Annotated in this window: 18 protein-coding genes and 1 tRNA gene; 6 read left to right on the plus strand and 13 right to left on the minus strand. The window is 43.5% G+C overall.

The window, feature by feature from the left end; translation table 11 throughout:
• Nucleotides 1–228 precede the first annotated feature (228 nt).
• A tRNA-Lys gene (locus GO495_RS06830) sits at nucleotides 229–301 on the minus strand.
• Between the two features lie 113 nt (nucleotides 302–414).
• Complete coding sequence (locus GO495_RS06835) at nucleotides 415–993, minus strand: phosphatase PAP2 family protein (RefSeq protein ID WP_157298916.1); 579 nt, start codon at nucleotides 991–993, stop codon at nucleotides 415–417.
• 262 nt (nucleotides 994–1,255) lie between these two features.
• On the opposite strand from GO495_RS06835, the gene GO495_RS06840 reads away from it, so the two are divergent.
• The 3 genes from GO495_RS06840 to GO495_RS06850 are packed head-to-tail and all read left to right on the plus strand — an operon-like array spanning nucleotide 1,256 to nucleotide 2,999.
• Complete coding sequence (locus GO495_RS06840; RefSeq protein ID WP_157298918.1) at nucleotides 1,256–1,813, plus strand: phage tail protein; 558 nt, start codon at nucleotides 1,256–1,258, stop codon at nucleotides 1,811–1,813.
• A 37-nt stretch (nucleotides 1,814–1,850) separates the two neighbouring features.
• The gene (locus tag GO495_RS06845; RefSeq protein WP_157298919.1) at nucleotides 1,851–2,396 is read left to right on the plus strand and encodes a phage tail protein; all 546 of its coding nucleotides are present in this window, start codon (nucleotides 1,851–1,853) and stop codon (nucleotides 2,394–2,396) included.
• Between the two features lie 33 nt (nucleotides 2,397–2,429).
• Nucleotides 2,430–2,999, plus strand: coding sequence for a phage tail protein (locus tag GO495_RS06850; protein ID WP_157298921.1), 570 nt, complete (start codon nucleotides 2,430–2,432; stop codon nucleotides 2,997–2,999).
• A gap of 150 nt (nucleotides 3,000–3,149) precedes the next feature.
• Here the strand turns inward: GO495_RS06850 and GO495_RS06855 are convergent, their stop codons facing one another.
• Nucleotides 3,150–5,039: an asparagine synthase-related protein gene (locus tag GO495_RS06855; RefSeq protein WP_157298922.1), complete on the minus strand. Its 1,890-nt coding sequence runs from the start codon at nucleotides 5,037–5,039 to the stop codon at nucleotides 3,150–3,152.
• A gap of 56 nt (nucleotides 5,040–5,095) precedes the next feature.
• Nucleotides 5,096–5,827: a 4'-phosphopantetheinyl transferase family protein gene (locus GO495_RS06860; RefSeq protein ID WP_157298924.1), complete on the minus strand. Its 732-nt coding sequence runs from the start codon at nucleotides 5,825–5,827 to the stop codon at nucleotides 5,096–5,098.
• Nucleotides 5,828–5,929: 102 nt separating this feature from the next.
• Between GO495_RS06860 and GO495_RS06865 the strand changes: the two genes are divergently transcribed.
• Nucleotides 5,930–7,693, plus strand: coding sequence for a DUF885 domain-containing protein (locus GO495_RS06865; protein WP_157298925.1), 1,764 nt, complete (start codon nucleotides 5,930–5,932; stop codon nucleotides 7,691–7,693).
• A gap of 37 nt (nucleotides 7,694–7,730) precedes the next feature.
• Here GO495_RS06865 and GO495_RS06870 read toward each other — a convergent pair whose 3' ends face one another.
• The 3 genes from GO495_RS06870 to GO495_RS06880 form a co-directional block, all read right to left on the minus strand.
• Nucleotides 7,731–8,141 (minus strand): nuclear transport factor 2 family protein, encoded by a 411-nt coding sequence (locus GO495_RS06870; protein WP_157298926.1) that lies wholly within the window; start codon nucleotides 8,139–8,141, stop codon nucleotides 7,731–7,733.
• Between the two features lie 681 nt (nucleotides 8,142–8,822).
• Nucleotides 8,823–9,872, minus strand: coding sequence for a PDDEXK nuclease domain-containing protein (locus tag GO495_RS06875; RefSeq protein ID WP_157298927.1), 1,050 nt, complete (start codon nucleotides 9,870–9,872; stop codon nucleotides 8,823–8,825).
• Nucleotides 9,873–10,314: 442 nt separating this feature from the next.
• On the minus strand, nucleotides 10,315–10,839 hold the full coding sequence (locus tag GO495_RS06880) for a hypothetical protein (protein WP_157298929.1): 525 nt from the start codon (nucleotides 10,837–10,839) through the stop codon (nucleotides 10,315–10,317).
• 124 nt (nucleotides 10,840–10,963) lie between these two features.
• Between GO495_RS06880 and GO495_RS06885 the strand changes: the two genes are divergently transcribed.
• Together GO495_RS06885 and GO495_RS06890 are read left to right on the plus strand one after the other, a co-directional pair.
• Nucleotides 10,964–11,266 carry a DUF3175 domain-containing protein gene (locus tag GO495_RS06885; protein ID WP_157298930.1) on the plus strand — a complete coding sequence of 101 codons (303 nt, stop codon included), beginning with the start codon at nucleotides 10,964–10,966 and terminating at the stop codon, nucleotides 11,264–11,266.
• A gap of 141 nt (nucleotides 11,267–11,407) precedes the next feature.
• Complete coding sequence (locus GO495_RS06890) at nucleotides 11,408–12,055, plus strand: isochorismatase family protein (RefSeq protein WP_157298931.1); 648 nt, start codon at nucleotides 11,408–11,410, stop codon at nucleotides 12,053–12,055.
• Between the two features lie 36 nt (nucleotides 12,056–12,091).
• Here GO495_RS06890 and GO495_RS06895 read toward each other — a convergent pair whose 3' ends face one another.
• The 6 genes from GO495_RS06895 to GO495_RS06920 form a co-directional block, all read right to left on the minus strand.
• Nucleotides 12,092–12,352 (minus strand): DUF4342 domain-containing protein, encoded by a 261-nt coding sequence (locus GO495_RS06895; RefSeq protein WP_157298933.1) that lies wholly within the window; start codon nucleotides 12,350–12,352, stop codon nucleotides 12,092–12,094.
• Between the two features lie 400 nt (nucleotides 12,353–12,752).
• Complete coding sequence (locus GO495_RS06900; RefSeq protein ID WP_157298934.1) at nucleotides 12,753–13,586, minus strand: S1 family peptidase; 834 nt, start codon at nucleotides 13,584–13,586, stop codon at nucleotides 12,753–12,755.
• 104 nt (nucleotides 13,587–13,690) lie between these two features.
• A complete protein-coding gene (locus tag GO495_RS06905; RefSeq protein WP_157298935.1) occupies nucleotides 13,691–14,785 on the minus strand; it encodes a thioredoxin family protein in 1,095 nt (364 codons plus the stop codon).
• 14 nt (nucleotides 14,786–14,799) lie between these two features.
• On the minus strand, nucleotides 14,800–16,146 hold the full coding sequence (locus tag GO495_RS06910) for a TlpA family protein disulfide reductase (RefSeq protein WP_157298937.1): 1,347 nt from the start codon (nucleotides 16,144–16,146) through the stop codon (nucleotides 14,800–14,802).
• 52 nt (nucleotides 16,147–16,198) lie between these two features.
• The gene (locus GO495_RS06915) at nucleotides 16,199–17,134 is read right to left on the minus strand and encodes a hypothetical protein (protein ID WP_157298939.1); all 936 of its coding nucleotides are present in this window, start codon (nucleotides 17,132–17,134) and stop codon (nucleotides 16,199–16,201) included.
• Between the two features lie 10 nt (nucleotides 17,135–17,144).
• Nucleotides 17,145–18,728, minus strand: a complete 1,584-nt coding sequence (locus GO495_RS06920; RefSeq protein ID WP_157298941.1) for a RagB/SusD family nutrient uptake outer membrane protein — start codon at nucleotides 18,726–18,728, stop codon at nucleotides 17,145–17,147.
• Nucleotides 18,729–18,736: the final 8 nt, after the last annotated feature.

Genomic DNA, 18,736 nt, shown 5'->3' on the forward strand with positions numbered 1-18,736 from the left:
ACAAATTAAAGGTGATGTAAATCGACCTTTGATTTGCTGTAAAGTGTGTGCTGGCGCGGGGTGGCCCAGTTTTTTGTGGTTTGGAACTGGGCCACCTTTTCGGCCATCCTTTTGCGGGAATTTGGCCGAAATTTTCGAAAGGGCTGTGTTTTTTGAAATAGGAAAGTGATAGTGGATAAGGGAGATAACAAAAAAAGACTTTCAAACCGAAAGTCTTTTTATAACTTGTGATCCCGCTGGGACTCGGACCCAGGACCCATACATTAAAAGTGTATTGCTCTACCAACTGAGCTACGGAATCATTCCCTCTTTTTGTAATTGGGAGTGCAAAGATAGGAAATATTTTATCACTACCAAATCTTTGTAAAAAACTTTTTAAAATAGGCATCCCGTTGTTGCGTCTCCGTTACTAAATCAGGGCCTTAAAAAGCCCAAACCGAAAGCAGTTCCCGCGCCCAGCGCAGCCCCCGCTATCACGTCCGAAGGATTATGCACCCCCAGATACATGCGGGAATAACCGACAGCACCGGACCACAACACAGACGGTACGATCACATACCACTTGGGATATGCACGAATTAAGGCAGTCGCAGAACTGACCGCCGCAGACGTATGTCCCGAAGGAAAGGAATAGGAGGAGGGTTGATACACAGCGGTAAGGTGTGCATTCGTAATAAAAGGTCTGGGTCGTTTCACGATCTTTTTAATAAGGATATTCAGCAACGCAGTCGTCGCCGTACTACTTGCCACATACAGGGCATTCTGACGCATATCAGGGTTATGATCGATAATACCGGCAACAAGTAGTCCCGCAGGAATCGCGAGGTTCACATAGTCGTTAGTATTAGAAATAAAGAGCATCGTTCTGGTCTGTCCCGGAGTTCGATGCGCCTCCAGGTATTCCAATGTATAGTCATCCCATTTTTGAATCTCCGATTGGCCATAGGTTGCGGATGTTACCACCAGCAAAACCATTAAGAATTGAATCCTCATTTCCCCTGAAAGTTTACTAAAGAAGTAAATCTAGGCAATTATTCTATCTTATTCCGGCCAGACAGACGTCATGAAGCACCGCCTGCGCCCGGAATAAGCCCCAACATCATCCTGGGAATATATTTGTTTAAACTTTTTTTTGCCTTTGCTGTTAACTAATTACCATTTAAAAATCCACGTAACGCAAGCTTATCTTATGGACTAATACAAGGAACTCATTCCTCATTTATAACCTGATTCTTCACTTCAAAAACATACACTTATGGCAGATGGTTTCATTGGCGAGATCAGAGCATTTGGATTTGACTTTACGCCCAGCGGCTGGTTAGCATGTGATGGGAGTACTTATAGCATCTCTAATTTCCAGGCCCTTTTTGCTATCATCGGTATTCAATTCGGAGGTAATGGAACTACGAACTTTAAGGTCCCTGATCTCCGCGGAGTCGTATTAACAGGTGTTAATCCTGCCGTTTCCGGTTTTAACGTGCCGGGGGCCAGTGGCGGCAGTGCAGAAGTAGCGCTGACGGTTAATACGATGCCGGCCCATAATCACAATATTCAGGCTGTTACGCGCTCCAGCCTGCAACAGACAACACTTGCTACGGCACAACCGGGAAGTAATGTGTATCTGTCCAATGCCTTTTCTTCGGGCCTCTCCCAGGGTATTGTCGTTTATTCGAATACGGCGAACAATGGTACAGCACTGAATCCGCAGTCAATATCGGCTGCCGGGGGGAGTATACCACACGCGAATATGTCGCCTTATCTGGCATTAACGTATTCCATTTGTGTGGAGGGCATATTTCCGCCACGTCAGTAATATCTGTATTTTCTTAACCTTATCTTATTTATATCTTATGGAGAATTATTTAGGAGAAATCCGTCTCTTTAGTTTTGGTAATATTCCACGGGGATGGTTAGCATGCAGCGGACAGCTTTTACCTATCAGCCAGAATTCAGCATTGTTTGCATTGCTGGGTATATATTATGGCGGAGATGGCAGGGTAACTTTTGCCTTGCCTAATTTAAATGGACGGGCTATGCTGGGACAAGGTGTCAGTTCTTACGGAACAAGCTATCCCATTGGTAGTATGGCAGGTACAGAGAGTGTAACACTGAACATTACCAACATGCCTGTTCATACTCACCTGGTACAGGCGAATATTTCATACGATCTTGGTAGCCCGTCCACGAATTTTTTCGCTAATTCCAATACCCCTACCAATGTTGCGATTCACAACAAGGCTACCGTTAATCTGTATGCGCCGGCAGGCAGCCCCCTTGTTCCGCTTGCGCCTGCTATTACACCCTCCGGTGGCAACATGCCACATGAGAACAGGATGCCATTCCTTGTGATGAACTATTGTATTGCAACTAGCGGCATCTTTCCTTCCAGGCAGTAAAATCATTTACACAAAAATGTTTAATTAATTTATATGGATAATTTCCTTGGAGAAATAAGAATCTTTGCGGGCAATTATGCTCCTGTTGGCTGGGCGTTTTGTAACGGTGCATTGTTAAGCATCAGCCAGGAATCTGCACTTTTTGCATTAATCGGTACTATTTATGGTGGTGATGGGGTTACCACTTTCGGACTACCGGACCTTCGCGTTAGAATACCGCTTAATCAGGGTCAGCTTCCCGGAGGACAAAGTTATGTTATTGGAGAGATCGGGGGAGTACAAAATGTTACACTTTTGCAAAGTAATCTGCCCACCCATACGCATTCGCTGATCGCAACCGATACAGCGGCTACCACCGGTGATCCTACCAATAATCTGCTGGCTCAGACAAACGGTGATAACAGCACCGTACAACCCCCTTATCCGGATGTAAAACTGTATACTACATTGCCACTGCCATCAGGCCCCAGCAGCCCAAACGTAACACTCGATCCTAATGCGTTAAGCATGACGGGAGGAACGCAGCCACATGACAATATGATGCCGTATGTATGTATCAACTACATCATCGCGCTCACCGGTATTTTTCCATCTTTCCAGTAGTAAACGATATCTGTATAATAGAAAGGGCCCCGTACAATGCGGGGCCCTTTCTGCAATAGCATTAATCAACCAGTTCAGAACCGAAATCAGTTCCTCCTCCTCCGTTTCCCGGGGTGATAACATGTACAGATTGTTTGTTTTTCATAAAATTTATTTTTGGTGTGATGAAGAATTAGAAAATTTATACCCTTTTGTATGTAATTCGGAAAGTACAGTACTGGCAATTACTCCTTGGGTGGCACGTATAATATCATGAACGTCCATCCCGGCATAATCACTGACATAGGCATCTCTGGATAAATAGTGCTCAAAACCGATAGCATACTTTTCGGACGTTACCACTTCTTTAATAAAACTGCTGTGTTTCGTAGTACGGGACACGTAGTCCGGTGAATACATCCCTTTATCATACCGCCACAGTATTTCCGGAGGCATCATTCCTTCCATCATATGCCTGAGCAGACTTCTTTTATACCCTCCCCGGACAAATAATTGCGGCGGAACATCCATCATGAATTCCAGTACACGCTTATCAAAAAGAGGTACTGCAGATTGCATCCCATATCTTTCATTCCGTTTGGCCAGCATTGCAGGGAACAGGCCGGTCCTGCCATTCCGGATCTTATTACACATAAAGGAAGTAATATCCTTTACGCTGTTAAAATCAAGGGCCTCTTTATATTTGCTGAAAAAATTCTCCTGCAGCCAGGTACCTGCTGCGCTTATTGTATCCTTTTTCTTCCTTTTAAGCGCTTTGTATAAAGCAGTATGTACCGTGTACTCTCTTGCAATGATTTTCCCCAATCCCTTTCCTTCCGTCTGCGAAAAACTTTTCATCAGTTTCCATGCATCAATGATATGGCCTTTACTGATCATACGGTGAATAACAGGATTCCCTTTCCAGGATATCCAATGATCTCCGCCATATCCCGTATAAAGCATGCCTATCTGCTTATCCCTTGCTGCTTCAAGAATGGCATAGTCCATGTAATAAAAAACATTCGGGAATGTTTCATCATTTTCAAAGGCTGTTACAATATTATCAAAGGGCCCATATTCCTTTGCAGTTACATAGGTCTGTATCAGGTTAGGGCAATGTTTACCAATGATATCAATATATTTCTTTTCATCCTCTTCTCCATTGCTATGGTCATCAGGCAATACAGACGAAAAAGCATATAATGGTTTATTCATGCGTGCCAGCAACCCTGAAAGGATACATGTAATGGCGGAAGAGTCAAGTCCGCCGCTTAAGGTTATACCTACCGGCTTATCTGTGACCATCCTGTTCCTCACGGCATCAGATACGAGTTCCCTCAGACAGGCTGTCCATTCTTCATCCTTCCTGAAATTATATTTTCCTCCTGCGGGATACCAGTATTTTTTGATGGAGATATTATTGTCTTTTAATACCAGCGTATTTCCACCGCATAAGGCAAATATATCAGCATCATAAGTTGCGGAGGGATCTGACTGGCGGAAATAGTATTCCATCAGGCTGATTTCATTAAACTGATAAGGAGCGGGCTTTATAGCGGCCACTCCTTTTTGCTCGCTGCAGAAAATAAAAATATCGGGAGAATCATAATAATATAAGGACCTGAAACCAATATGATCGGTTGCGATAAAACATTTTTGTGCCGGGATATCCCATATACAAAAGGCATATTCTCCTTCCAGGTGTTGTACACATTGTTCTCCCCATTTAAGATAAGCATGCCACAACAATACAATATCCGTCAGCTCCTTTGTGGTGCCGGTCTGTTTCAGAATATATTCCCTGTTATCAATGCGTATATCTGCTGAAATAACAAGTTCTCCGGTCACCAATGGCATCTTTTGCTGCCGTTCTGCTGCTACCATTGCCAGTTTACAATGCCCGATCACAACATGTGCGTCCTGCCATATATTCATCCCGTCGGTAGCCCTGTGTGCTAATGATGTAGTGATACGGTCAATGGTGATCTGCTCTGCCGGCTTCTTCTTTTTATGTATGATACCAAAAATGGCGCTCATGGTATTGGCGTTTAATACAATCATAACAACAGATTGTTTTAAATGTTTAGCGATCGTTACGCAAACAATAATATTTCAGATCATAAACGGACTTTCGCCAGCACAGCGGCATCGGGTGTACTATTCTTCGGTAATACGATAGACCAGGCATGATCGCCGGAAAGCCATGACAATGCTTTATACTGCCCAAAGTTGGTAAAATGGGCTTCTATCAACCCATCTATATGAATGATATAACTTACCTCATATACCTGTAAAGGAGTCATTAAACCTGTTCTGAGCGTTTTAGACAACGCTTCTTTCATCGTCCATAAAAGCGCCAGATCAGCACCGGGTAACATAGGTTGTGTAATTGCTTCCTGTAAGGCCGGTAACAACCGCCTTTCGCCTTCCGTAATGATCCCGTCAATGGTTTCATGGATCTCAGGAGTGATCATCTCCACATCGATTCCCATAGGATGTGCCTCCGGAAATACGACTACCCCGCACCAGTTATCCGTATGCGAAAGACTCACCTGAACATTGGACACACCGGGAATCTCTAAAACAGGCTGCTGGAAAATACCTGCTGTTATTTTTATCTTGGCCGGCTCATGACAGAACGCTGCTGCTGCCTGCTTGGCGGTATATCTCCCGTGAAGATAACTATGCTGTCGTTTAGGGGCAGCAAGCGTATTGAAATATGTATGTTCATCAGGATGAAGGATACTGTCTTTCAATGATAACAGCTCAGTGAATGTTGCACAGGATGTAGCGATGTAAGCAGCAAAGGCACCACCTGTTCTGTTTAAAATTAGCGTTTCGATATTCATATCTGAAAGATAAAGATTATGATGCAGATGATAGGGGTATCTGAATTTTAACCTTTAAAAGGATTGAAAAATGTGATATATTAGCCTAAACCCACTGTAAATATGACCAAAAGACTCATACTGCTTTCATGCATATTCCCGCTGGTTGTCAATGCGCAGACACCGAACAAAGCATGGATCGTGAAATCCAACCAGTACACACAACAGCTGATCGATCTTGATAAGAAATATTCTCCTGAATATGGTTCTTCCCAGGGCCTTGCTGCTTATGATACGCTTATCACTGTCCCTACGCTCGCCAACTTACTGGCGGAAAGAAAGGACGAGGAAGCCCTGGCAAAAAAATACGCTGCCCTGGTCCCCACAGAAAAGGACATGGCGGTAAAACAGGACCTCAACATTCTCATCACCCATTTGAAACTGGGCTTCCGCCAACAGGACTTCAGTCAGCAAAGGCAGGTGCCTTTCCTGAACGCGGCTTCATTCGTTTACGGCGGACTGGAATCATTACTGGATGATCAGACTCCCGTGGCAAGAAGGCCGGCAGCAGTCGCACGTATCAGGAAATATGCGGGTCTGGATGGTAAATTAAAACCCCTTACCACTATCTATAAAGAACGTGTAGAACTACAGATGAAGAAGGGGGCAAACATGGTATACCCTTCCAAACAGCAAATGGAAGTGGATTTATCGAGGAACGCGAGTATCATCGATGGGATAGCCGACTTATGCAGGAAATACCAGCTAACAGGCTGGGAAGAGCCTTACGCGGTACTTAAAAAGCAACTGGAAGACTACGACCAGTGGACAAAAGAAAACGTGCTTGTCAAAGCAAGGGCGGATTTCAGGCTCGTACCTGAAGAATACGCCCTGCAACTGGAGCAATATGGTGTCGACATCCCGTCTGCACAGTTGGCCCTGATGGCACACAAAGCCTTCACAGACGTACAGAACCAGATGAAGCCGATCGCTGAGAAGATAGCCAGACAACATAACTGGAAGTTTTCAGATTACCGCTCGGTAATAAAAGAACTGAAGAAAGACCAGGTCCACGGCGACTCTATCATCCCTCTTTACGAACAACACTTAAAAGATATAGAAGGGATCATCCGCGATCATCAGCTGGTGACCTTGCCCGATCGTCCTGCTATCATACGCCTGGCTACCGCTGCTGAAACAGCACGTACTCCGGCTCCGCATATGGTACCGCCACCATTCCTGAATAACACCGGCCAGAGAGGGGTATTCGTACTGCCATTGAACATGCCTCCGCCTCCCGGAGAAAAAATGGCGAACAAATACGACGACTTCACCTTCGATGCTGCTTCCTGGACTATCATCGCGCACGAAGCGCGTCCGGGTCATGAATTGCAATTCGATAAGATGGTAGAGGAAGGCGTTTCCCAGGCACGCTCTTTATATGCTTTCAATTCAACGAACGCAGAAGGATGGGGCTTATACTCCGAATACATCACGCGTCCCTACATGCCGCTGGAAGGACAACTGGTATCCCTGGATTACCTGCTGTTAAGAGCTGCACGTGCCTTCCTGGACCCGGAATTACAGGCAGGTAAGATCACACAGAAAGACGTCATAAAAGTATTAACGGAAGATGTGGTACAATCACAGGCGATGGCCCAGCAGGAAATGGAACGCTACAGCATCCAGGCACCCGGACAGGCAAACAGCTACTTCTATGGCTTCACAAAAATGATCGATTTGAGGAAAGATACAGAACAGGCGCTGGGAAAGAAATTCAATGCATTACGTTTCCACGACTTTATCCTCTCTCAGGGTTTACTCCCGCCCGTATTGATCAGAGATGCGGTGATGAAGGATTTTGTCCCCCAGGAAAAGAAACTATAAGACAAAAGCCCCTGCAACAACAGGGGCTTTTTCAATATTATAAACGGCGGTCTTCTTCTTTAATCGCCAGATCATTAATACTCGCATACCTTTTTCGCATCAGCCCATTCTCATCAAACTCCCAGTTTTCATTACCATAAGCACGGAACCATTGCCCTTCCTTATTATGATACTCATATTCAAATCTCACCGCAATACGGTTGTCCATAAATGCCCACAGCTCTTTCTTTAGTTTATAGTCCAGTTCCTTCTGCCATTTACCTGTTAAGAATTTGACTACTTCTTCCCGCCCATTCACAAACTCCGATCTGTTACGCCATTCCGTATCGATGGTATAAGCCAGCGAAACACGTTCGGGGTCCTGGCTATTCCAGGCATCTTCGGCCAGCTGAACCTTCTTGATCGCAGTTTCAAGCGTGAACGGCGGTAACGGCAATTTTTGTTCCATGTTAATTATTTTTGCAAAGGTACAACTGATGTATATTGTTGAATGGTACAATTTACCGGTTGTATAGAATTAATCCGGTATTAATACATTAAAAAGCAATGCTGTACATTAATCTTCAGATATAAGCTTGAAATCGCGCCGGGTAAGGAGATGCCTGAACTATGTGTAATAGACTATTTGATGAGGGTGGTTCAGAGAAAATTGTTAACGGGGGAATGCCGTTATTTTGATGCATTATGGTCCAAATATGATACCGTGTTGAACTTGTACAACAATGAAGAAAATAAAAAAGCTAAAAAATCATTTTGCCCCCGCGCCAGTACTGGCAACACCCATCATGGGATGAGATATGTAGACTCAAAACTCTTTAGCATTCCAAAGATGCGTAAAATTATCATTATTTCAGCTACCTGCCCGGTAATACTTTTAAGAACAAGCGTTTATTTGGGGTTATATTTTAATCATGAAATTATTGATTTTCAATAAATTTACAAACAGATTCGAACATTGTCACTCATAGTTCGCAAGCTTTAAAGCCTTCACTAAATCTTTTTTCTCCGCAATATTATAAAAGTCAGTTTGAGTCCGGTTTGTCCAATCAATAAGAAAATACCAAACCGATTTATCTTTGTTATGAAATGGGAAATCCTCCAGGTACGTTACAAACGGTATAAATGACTATTAATTCGTCTCCATATTTTTCATCTCTATTCGTTGTTTAGCCAAATGTATAGCCAAATGTAATTTCTGTTGCAATACTTCTTTTGGAGGCAATTCAAGAAGATATTGTGCAACATGTATACCCGCTGCATCAAGTTCTAATAATTCCACTAACTCATCATTCTTATCGGCACAAAGTATCAGCCCAATTGGCGACAATTCATGTGGTTGTTGCTCATATTTAGCTAGCCAGCGGAGATATAATTCCATTTGACTTTTATGGCTATGCTCGAACTTACCAAGTTTTAAATCTATTGCAACTAAACGTCTAAGTTTACGATGATAAAATAACAGATCAATATAATAATCAGTATCATCTATGGAAATTCTTTTTTGCCGAGCCAGAAAAGCAAAATCATTACCTAACTCCAAAATGAATAACTGCAGTTGATATATAATACTCTGCTCCAGATCTCTTTCACTGTATGTATCTTGTAATCCTAGAAAATCGAGAATATAAGGATCTTTAAATGTAAGATCCGTAGTCATCTCTTTGCTGTTCCGTAAAAGTTCAAGATCATTTTGAATTACAAGTTCTGGCTTCTTACTAATAGCAGTACGCTCATACAGCATAGAGTTTATACGTTCCTGTAATTGACGACTACTCCATCGTTCATTCGTAGCCATTGTTAAATAAAATTCACGCTGCAGCTCATTTTTCAGGTATGCAATAGTTTTTATATGTGTCCAGCTTAATTGTCTCTGCACTGCGGAGACAATCTGTTCTTCAGAAAAAGTCTCTGCACAGCGGAGACAATGCCATAACGTCTTATCATTCCATCCTTTGCCAAAGGTTTCTACTAGTTTGTGAGACAACCTCTTTACTATTTCTTTGCCATATCCAGCCCTTTGATTACCTAAAACATGCTCATTTAATCTTGCGCCTACACTCCAATATAAAAGTACTAGTTCTGTATTTACCTTCACCAATACCTTCTGCTTGCTACTTTCAATAAGACGCTTTAATTCGTCCAGTAACATTTGTTCTTCTTTTACTATCTCATTCTTCATTCCAGAAATTATTTAAATGTGAAGGCTTTTAGGACGTATTTTACATAAAATTATTACATCGCCGGATGATTAACAAAATCTCATTAAAGAGATCGTTTCTTCATAAGAAACCGAATTTCATTAAGATTATTTAAGATTCGGTTGGAAACTTTTCCCTTACAGCCCGCAGAACCCGACTTCTTGAGAGTAATCTCAGTAAGTAAGAGTAATATCTGTTAAGGGCGATAATCGCTTCGCGATGGCGCATGTAGATATAGTAGAAGTTAAGTTGGCGATAAAGGAAGAACATGAGCATCTGGGTTCGTCCCCGTTATTCACCCGGTTAGCATTAACTGACAAAGAGGGGAAACGGCACGTGATTCAGGCGGAGCCAGGTCGGACATTTAACGGTTTTCCCCAGGCACTATATTTTGCGATACCATCAAGGAAGTACCTTGGAGGCCTAAAGCGCAGTAATCGCTTTCTCTGCTGCATCCGCAGAAATAGCATCATGCAATAACAACCTGTTGCTTTTAATCAATAATAAGATCGCAGCTATCTTATCCTGGTATTCCTTACTGGTTACTCCCAGTTTTTTAAGCGCTTCAATACCCTGTTGCACATACACAGGGTTCCTCAGATGTCCCACCATATCACCCAGCTTCTCGCTTAAATAGAAGGGCTCTCTGGAAGTGGTGAAATAGCTATATACAAAAGGCCATTGGGGATCTCCGCCACTGGTTGTATAAATACAAAATATCACATTGGATAATTCACGCTTACAATCTTTCTCGCATGCCTGTGCCAGTATCATGGCTTCTGCAGGGTCGGCCTTACTGATAGCCCATAACGCTGCCGCACGTACTTCATCTTTATAGTCATTCTGAACAATAGCATGTAATGCAGGATATATACTATCTGTACAACACTGTGCATGTACCGGAAAAAATGTAATAAGCATCAATAGAATAAAAGTAAGTGCCTTCATGATTTAAATAATTACTGCAAGGTTAGAGGAACTCTGCCGGATAATTAAACGAAAGTGATAAAACGGCAATTCTGTGTTATAGAAATAGCACAGTGTTTGTGATACTTAAGAAAAACACAATGATATGGCTACCTCAACTGCAAAAAGCAAAAAGAAATGGTCAGCTCATGTAACGCAGACAAGCGACGCGCTGGACCTGAAGGCTAAAATATTCAAATCCAAAGACCCCCGGAGGATAGCGGCCTCTTTGAAAAGATCGGCGGAAAAGAGCAAGCGCAGGAAAGGGACTCCTTTCCAGTCTGCTATGTCTATGTTGAATTTCTATATCAACAGGGCAGGGAAGAACCTGACTAAAGCACAAAGAGTGCCATTGGAAAAGGCAAAGAATAAACTACGGATATTATTTCATAGAAAACAAATAGTATGATCATGTTATTTAACGTGAATAGCCCCCCCCGATATTAGTTGATATGTCCAACCAATGCCCTGATTAATGCAACTATGGTCCGGATACGTTTTATAATTTTGACTTTGAAGCGATTAAAACAAAATTATAAACGTATACCATATGGATAGGCATTTGTCATTAAGCCCTGGAAATCATTCCCTGTTACTTATAGATTACCAATATTTACAGTTGCTCACTATACGTTCGCATGCTACTGCTGCAGTGATCAGTCATGTGATCGCCCTTTCTAAAGCCAGCAGGATATTCGGCTCTCCTGCATTACTGACGACCGCCTTTGCGGAACAACAGGACCTTCTCGGGGACATCGCACAGGTGTTCCCCGAACAGGTCCCGCTGGACAGAAATACCATGAATGCCATGGAAGACCCGTCTGTGGCGGAATGGGTAGAAAGAAGTGGAAAGAAGAAAGTAGTGATGGCGGGATTATGGACAGAAGTCTGCCTGCAATTATCCGTGTTAAAAGCCCTGGAGGCGGGTTACGAAGTATATGTCATTACGGATGCTTCCGGTGGTGCCTCTCTGGAAGAACATCAGAAAGCAATAGAATGCATGGCAGAAGCAGGGGCAAAACCACTGACTACCTGGTCTTACATCAACGAATTACAGCGTAACTGGGACAAAGAAGATACAACCGGAGCGTTGACAAAGCTGTTAGAAGAATATGATCCTTTGGGAACAGGCTTCCGCTGGGGCGGACAGCTACGCAATTACTTATTCTCCCGGAAACTGGAAGATTGTTATCATTAAAGATTTGGCCGTAAACAACCGGCCAAATCTGATAATTTACGCTTCTTTTTTAGGCTCGTCCTCATCTCTTTCCACAGTGATCGTACATTCTCCGAGTAAAGCCGCCGCAGCGCCTATAGCTGCAAAGACAGGGGCTAATAATGCTCCTACTACGCCAAAAGTTAAAGGGAAGGACATGATCTCTTTCCCGGCTTTATCCGTAATAGTGATTTTCCTGACGTTACCTTCTGCAATCAGCTCTTTTACCCTCTTAACCAGGTTTTCTCCGTGTGTGATGAAAGATTCTTTTGTGGTCATAAATAATGTTATTGTGTATAAGGAATCTGTTTCAGGTTCAACAAATTACCACGAAAATATGCAAAATGTACGACATGCCCGTAAACAGAATACTCTATAAAGAGGATATTGCTCTTTTGTTGCCTTTAATGTGCCTTTAGATAGTCTTTAAGAGCAGTCTGATAAACGGTTTTCCCTTTGGGTACCGGGTATGCCGCCTTCTTAACCGGATCATTGTTAATATCCTGAGCATAACTGACAGCAGCCGCAAACCGATCTCTGTAATCATCTATGATCTAACTACCCAGCTGGAAGCGAAAAAAGGAGAATACAATAAACAGCAATTAATTTATTCCCACAGATCAAACAGCCTCCGGATCTTTCGATCTGAAGGCTGTTATTTCATAAAAGATGTTGACAACTATTTCCGGATCAGCTTCCAGAGTGACTCGACAGGTACCGTATTTTTCAACACCATCTGCACACCTGCATTCATATCACTATGCAGGAACATACGCGTATTGGCCACTGTGCCCACCACATTGCCGTAAATATCAATTACCGGACCTCCACTGGAACCGGTGGCATAGTCAGCTGATACAGACATCATTTCCCGGAAAAACTTATTATCGCCTTCCCCCACTTCTTCCATATACTTATTATTCACATTTCCCTGTGAGAAGAAAAAGTGAATCCCTTTCGGATGACCAAGTATACAGATCTTATCACCAATCTGAGCTGAATCTGCAAGGGAAAGAGCTGGTAACACATCGCCATGGGTATCTAACTGAAGTACAGCCAGGTCGTTTTTCTTAGATGATGCAAGGACAGCCCTGACTGCATATGTACGTCCATTTGCCATGCGGACTACAAACCCTTTGGGTTTATTACCGTCTTTCATAAATGCATACGTAGCCGTAACATGGTAGTTGGTGACAATAATCCCTTTCGGATCGATCACATAACCTGTAGATTCGCTCAAATGTACATTGTCACACCTGGGGCACAGATAAGCCACCCCGGTTATCACTGTAGCACTTTTTGTCTTTTCATATAACTCATGCCCCGTCAATTCCTTTGAAGCCGGCTTCGCCAGGTCGAGTGCTACACCATGCTGTTCTGTAAGCAGCGCTTTTTGTACATCTTCAGCAGTGATGCTCCCGCCTTTTGCAGATAAGGAGTCGAAGGAATGCAGGAATGCGGCAGCTATCTTAGCATCATCTGTGAACCCCTGGCCAACCGTCCTGCCAGCCATAAACAAAACGGTTATAGCTAACAGAACGGTTAATTTGATCGTATTTGCTTTTGAATAAAACCTCATTTGTCTGTTATTTGAAGTATCCGCATCATGCTAACTAATTATTTGCTCATAATGTCCAATTGTTGCTGGAAGTGCTTTGCCTGCCTTTCAAAATTCTTCAGACCAAGCTCATAATACTCCTTGATAGCAGCTTTTTGTGCAGCAGTAGCCTTCGGGATTTTGCTTGAAAGTATACCATCCATTATGCCTTTAAACACATCGTCTTCCGGCAAATTCACGATATATCGTTTATAGTAATTGATCATACCATCCAGGTCCTTGTTGACCACATACAGCGCAATCCTGCACAGATGCAGCTCATACTTCATGGGATCCATTTTCAGCAATGAAATAGTGTAGGCGATATCCTCCACCTGCCGGGGCGTGTAGAAAACATTGTATTTAGCCCCCGTTTCATTGGCGATCAGGTACATGTGCTTGCGCACCTTATCAAAGATGATCTGGTTGGCCACTTCTTCACCCAATGCCAGGTCGATACGTCTTTTGTCCAAAAGTAACTTCCTGAAAAATGGGCTGCCAAATTCCGCTGTTCCCAGTGCCAGTTGCAGGTAATCTACACTGAACCGCTCAAAGTCCTGCGCCCTGTCAAATACCTCGCTCAGCACAGCAGACGGATCTCTTCCATTGTCAGCAAGTGCCTTTGCATATGGCAATGCCGTGAGCATATTCTTTTGCTGCTCATAAGCAGCTTTCAGACTTGCCATTGAATTATCAGGTTTCATAGCCCCCTTCACTTTTTCAATGAACTCTTCTGCACCTGCTTTTCCTACCACCCGGTTGATTTCCTCGCCTTTTGCATCCAGGATCAGGAATGTGGGAAATATCCTAACATCATATCTCTTACCTATATCGATGCCTTCTCCTTTTTCAATGTCGAATTTTACAGATACAAACCTGGGATTGAAATAATCACCGGATACTTTTTTGGGAAATTCCTGTTTGGCCATTTCAATACATGGGCCGCACCAGCTGGTATAGCAATCGACAAAGATCAACTTTGGATCTGCCGGGTCAGCAGCTTTTGCAATGGCCTGTTTTATCGTCAGGTCCTGGAATATAATACCCTGTGCGATGGCATTTTGATTACACAAAACACCTATTGTCAGGAATATGGAAACGATGAATACTCTCATGTCCGTTTTAAGCGTTAGATTTTTGACTGGATTAACTCTTTTAACTTCGGGTCAGAAGGCCTGATAGCGTCATAACTTACCATTTTACCATTTTTGTCGATCAGGATGAAACGTGGTATTTGAGTCACTTCGTAATCCGCGATCATACTTCCCTGGTTGTTGGAGTATAAATGCAATCCTGACAGTTTTTTCTCCTCTACCATATTCTTCCATTTTTCCTTCTCGGTATCTATTGAAATGCTGATGAAAACAACATCCTTACCTTCGAAAGATTTTTCAAGCGTCTCCAGTGCCGGCTGTTCTGCCAGGCAAGGCTTACACCAGGTAGCCCAAAGATCTACCAACACAACTTTGCCACGGAAATCTTTCAGATGATGTACTTTTCCGGTCATATCAGGATAGGAAAAATCAACTGTCTCACCTCCAACTTCCTTCAAATTCGCCTGCTTTTCAAAGATCTTCATCTTGTTCTTTTGCGCAGCGGTGATCATGTACTGTTTGTTACTGTTAACAAATTTTGACATGTTCTGGTATTCTTTACGATCTAACAACGTAAGCAAATAGTCAGCTTTCATGTTTGGATTAGTGATATCAGCTGCAATGACATCCTCCAGTAATCCATTCTCCATATTGTAAGTAAAGTGCTTAACAAATGAATAGCCCTGGATGTAATTGTAGGCAAATGGGAGCGTCCATATCTGCTGATTTGAATAATTCTCGGTTTTTAATATGTTGGCAATAAAGGCCGGGAATTCTTCCTTTTTGGCATATCCTAAACCTTGTAAAAAAGGGCCCAGTGCATCATACCTCAAACTGTACGGAAGCATGAATTTTAGATCCTTGTCAAATTTCGCATTATCCGTTTTGATACTGCTCACAAATGTTTCTGCTGGCTTTACAAGAGAATCAAGCGTTCCATCATAAAACGTGGGTGCCAATTTCCAACCATCCTTGGTGTAGCTGTATTTCCTGAGAGGGGTAACCATTTTGCACCAGTCAGCGAAAACTTTATTTTGTGCATTCACCTTACCTGAATAACTGATCTCACCAAAACCTGCATCGATGGTGAGGGTATCACCCTTCCGCATGTATACCGGGTATACTTCGTCGGGAAAACCGATATACCGGATCACATTCAGATCACTGTCTGCCACCTGTGCCTGGAAAGAGTGGTCATGCCTGGCCAGGGGGATCATGGTCAGTGGTACCATACCGCCATTTTCTGCCTTAAAAAGGTATATCTGACCCGTATTAATGGTACTGGTATTCTCTTTTAAAAACTTGCCCTGGATCATTGCATGCTGTGCCCATCCTGCAGCTGAACAAGCCAGCAGCAACATAGATAAAACCGTTTTCTTCATATTAATGTTTAGTTTGAATTTATAATACGCAATAGCGCTTTTGATTTTGTTGTTATTGAACCGGTACACCCATATCAGCCAATATCTGCCTGATATACCCATACTTGATCATGATATTGTTCTGGTTACCATACAGCTGTTTGAACTGCTCCTCTGTATTGCCTAACGTCGCCTCCAGGTACATACACACATCCATCCAGGTCGACATCGGCGTGTAATAGACATTCCTCGGATCTGTACCCAGGAACCCAATCGCCTGTGGTGTAGCTGTTACCCCTGGCGGCAGCCCGGTCACATAGCTGGAAAGCTGGAATGAATACATATTATAGGCATCACGTGAGGTCACATACTTCCTGGTAGTGTTATAAAATTTCTCCAGGATATCGTCATACTTTTCGTCCAGTACAGCATTGGTAAGAAGCGCCCGCAGGATAGCCCCTTTGTAGGCAGCCCTGGTGGTTGCATCCATCTCCGGTATCTGCGGTACAGCACCTATTACGACCGTATTGAATCCCTTAAAGGCATAATTCCCAAATCCAAAGCTTCTCAGTGTATCCACGAGCAGGATACTGGGTACGTGCACCTCTTTAGGCAGCATCGGCATAATTTCTTCTCTCAGAAATGCCAGGGCCGCCGGTACATCTGCTGTGGAGCAATATGTAAAGGTCTGGACACTTGGTGGCGCACCGGCTGTTGCACCAGCCTGTACACCTCCTAAAGAGTAATTCATGGACAGTACCTCATAATAGGTATAATCATGCCCGAATACATCTACACGCTGCTGGGAGCCGATAGTATCATTGAAGTATATTGGTATGCCCGTTTCCTGGAAGAACAGGTAGTTGGCATGGATCGTCGCATCATTCGGATTATCCTCTACCACGAGCCAGTTCTTGTCATAATCAGGGAAAACGGTTTCTTCTTCTTTCCTGCATGATGTCGCCATAGCAAATAAGGCAAAGGCGAACAGATATATGTTGATCTTCATTTGCACTGGATTATAATGGTTGGATCTGACGAACAGAACGAATTGGATTTTTTAAGGAACCACGGTTGAATTCTATAGCATAGTCAGGTATCGGTACCTGCCAGGCCGGGCCATCTTCCGTGATAGATTTCAGTATATAGTTGCCCACCTGCGTGTGCGTATTGGATTGGGCATCATAGCTATATGCAGGATGCCTGATGGTGAAGGTGGACGGCAGGGGATATTTTGAATTCACTGTATAGCGCCTGAGATCAAACCAGCGTTGCCCTTCAAAACATAGTTCCCTGCGGCGCTCTGCACGGATGAAGTCAACCAGTGCCTCATTGGAGGAAGGGATCTGGTCTGCACTGGCATTCCTGAACCGTTTCATCCGCAGGTTCTCCAGTTCCACCCGTGCTTCTCCATCTGACCCCATCATGGCCAGTGCCTCTGCACGGTTCAATACTACTTCAGCATAGCGGATATAGAAGATACAGGATACCTGGGCCGGATCATTATATTTATTATAATCACGGTATTTGGCTGGTAACCAGGCCTTGCTTTTGGTTGCCCTGATGAAGAAAGCATCCCGTCTCAGGTCAGCCGTGTCGTAAGTGCTCATCAGATCATCAGAAGCTTTGAAGGCAGAAGCCCTGTTATCATTGCCGCTCCAGGCAGAAAGGGAGTCGTTCATAAAAACACCGGGAATCACATAGGAGCTCATAGTGAAAATGGCTTCACTGGAGCCGCGATAGCTAAAGCTGGTACCTGCTACATATTGGTTAAGGTCAGTCAGACTGTAGCCCATCGATTCAAAGTCCTTCAGTACTTCCACCACCTTGTCATATTGCTCCGTATACAGGTATACCCGGCTTTGCAACGCTTTTACAGTTGCTATCCCCACCCTGATCCTATTGTCAGGATTATAATCCTGCAGGTAGGTGGCTGCTTCATTCAGATCTGCAATGATCTGGTTGTAAACCTTCTCATTGTTATCACGGGTGAAATATTGGTCGTCTATCTTTTCAGAGATCTTTACAGGCACACCTTCATCTGTTGCAGCAGTGCTTTTGCGATAAGGAGATCCATAGATGTTCTGCAACATAAAATAATAGTATCCCCTGAGAAAGTAAGCTTCTCCGCGTATGTGTTTCAATTGTTCATCGGGTGCTGTGGTGGCCGCCAGTTTAGCGGCCTGGAACAGGATCGCATTCAGGGCCCCGATACGTTTGTATAATTTTCTCCAGGCGGTTTCCTCCCATGTGGCATTCAGAATATCAATAGCAGGCGCCTGGCTCCAGTTATGAAAACCGGATAATTTGTAAAGCGGGGTGGCCTGGCTGGTTTCCACATAATCAGCTAAAAATGTCTCACTGTCATCATCCATCACATGCAGCCATGGTGCGAATACAGCCTGGTCTGACGACAGATCCGACAGGGTAGCCTGACTATAGATAGAGAGCTGAACGTTTGGAAAAAAGGCTTCTCCTATCATCAGGCTTTCCAGGTCTGCTGTGGTAGAAGCATATTTTTGATCTGTAGTATATTCCTCCAGGAATTTGCTGCATGATGACAGCGACAGTAAGCACGTAAGCAGCGCAATTACATTTTTCATGGTGCTTA

Source organism: Chitinophaga oryziterrae, assembly GCF_009758125.1.
Lineage (GTDB): Bacteria > Bacteroidota > Bacteroidia > Chitinophagales > Chitinophagaceae > Chitinophaga > Chitinophaga oryziterrae.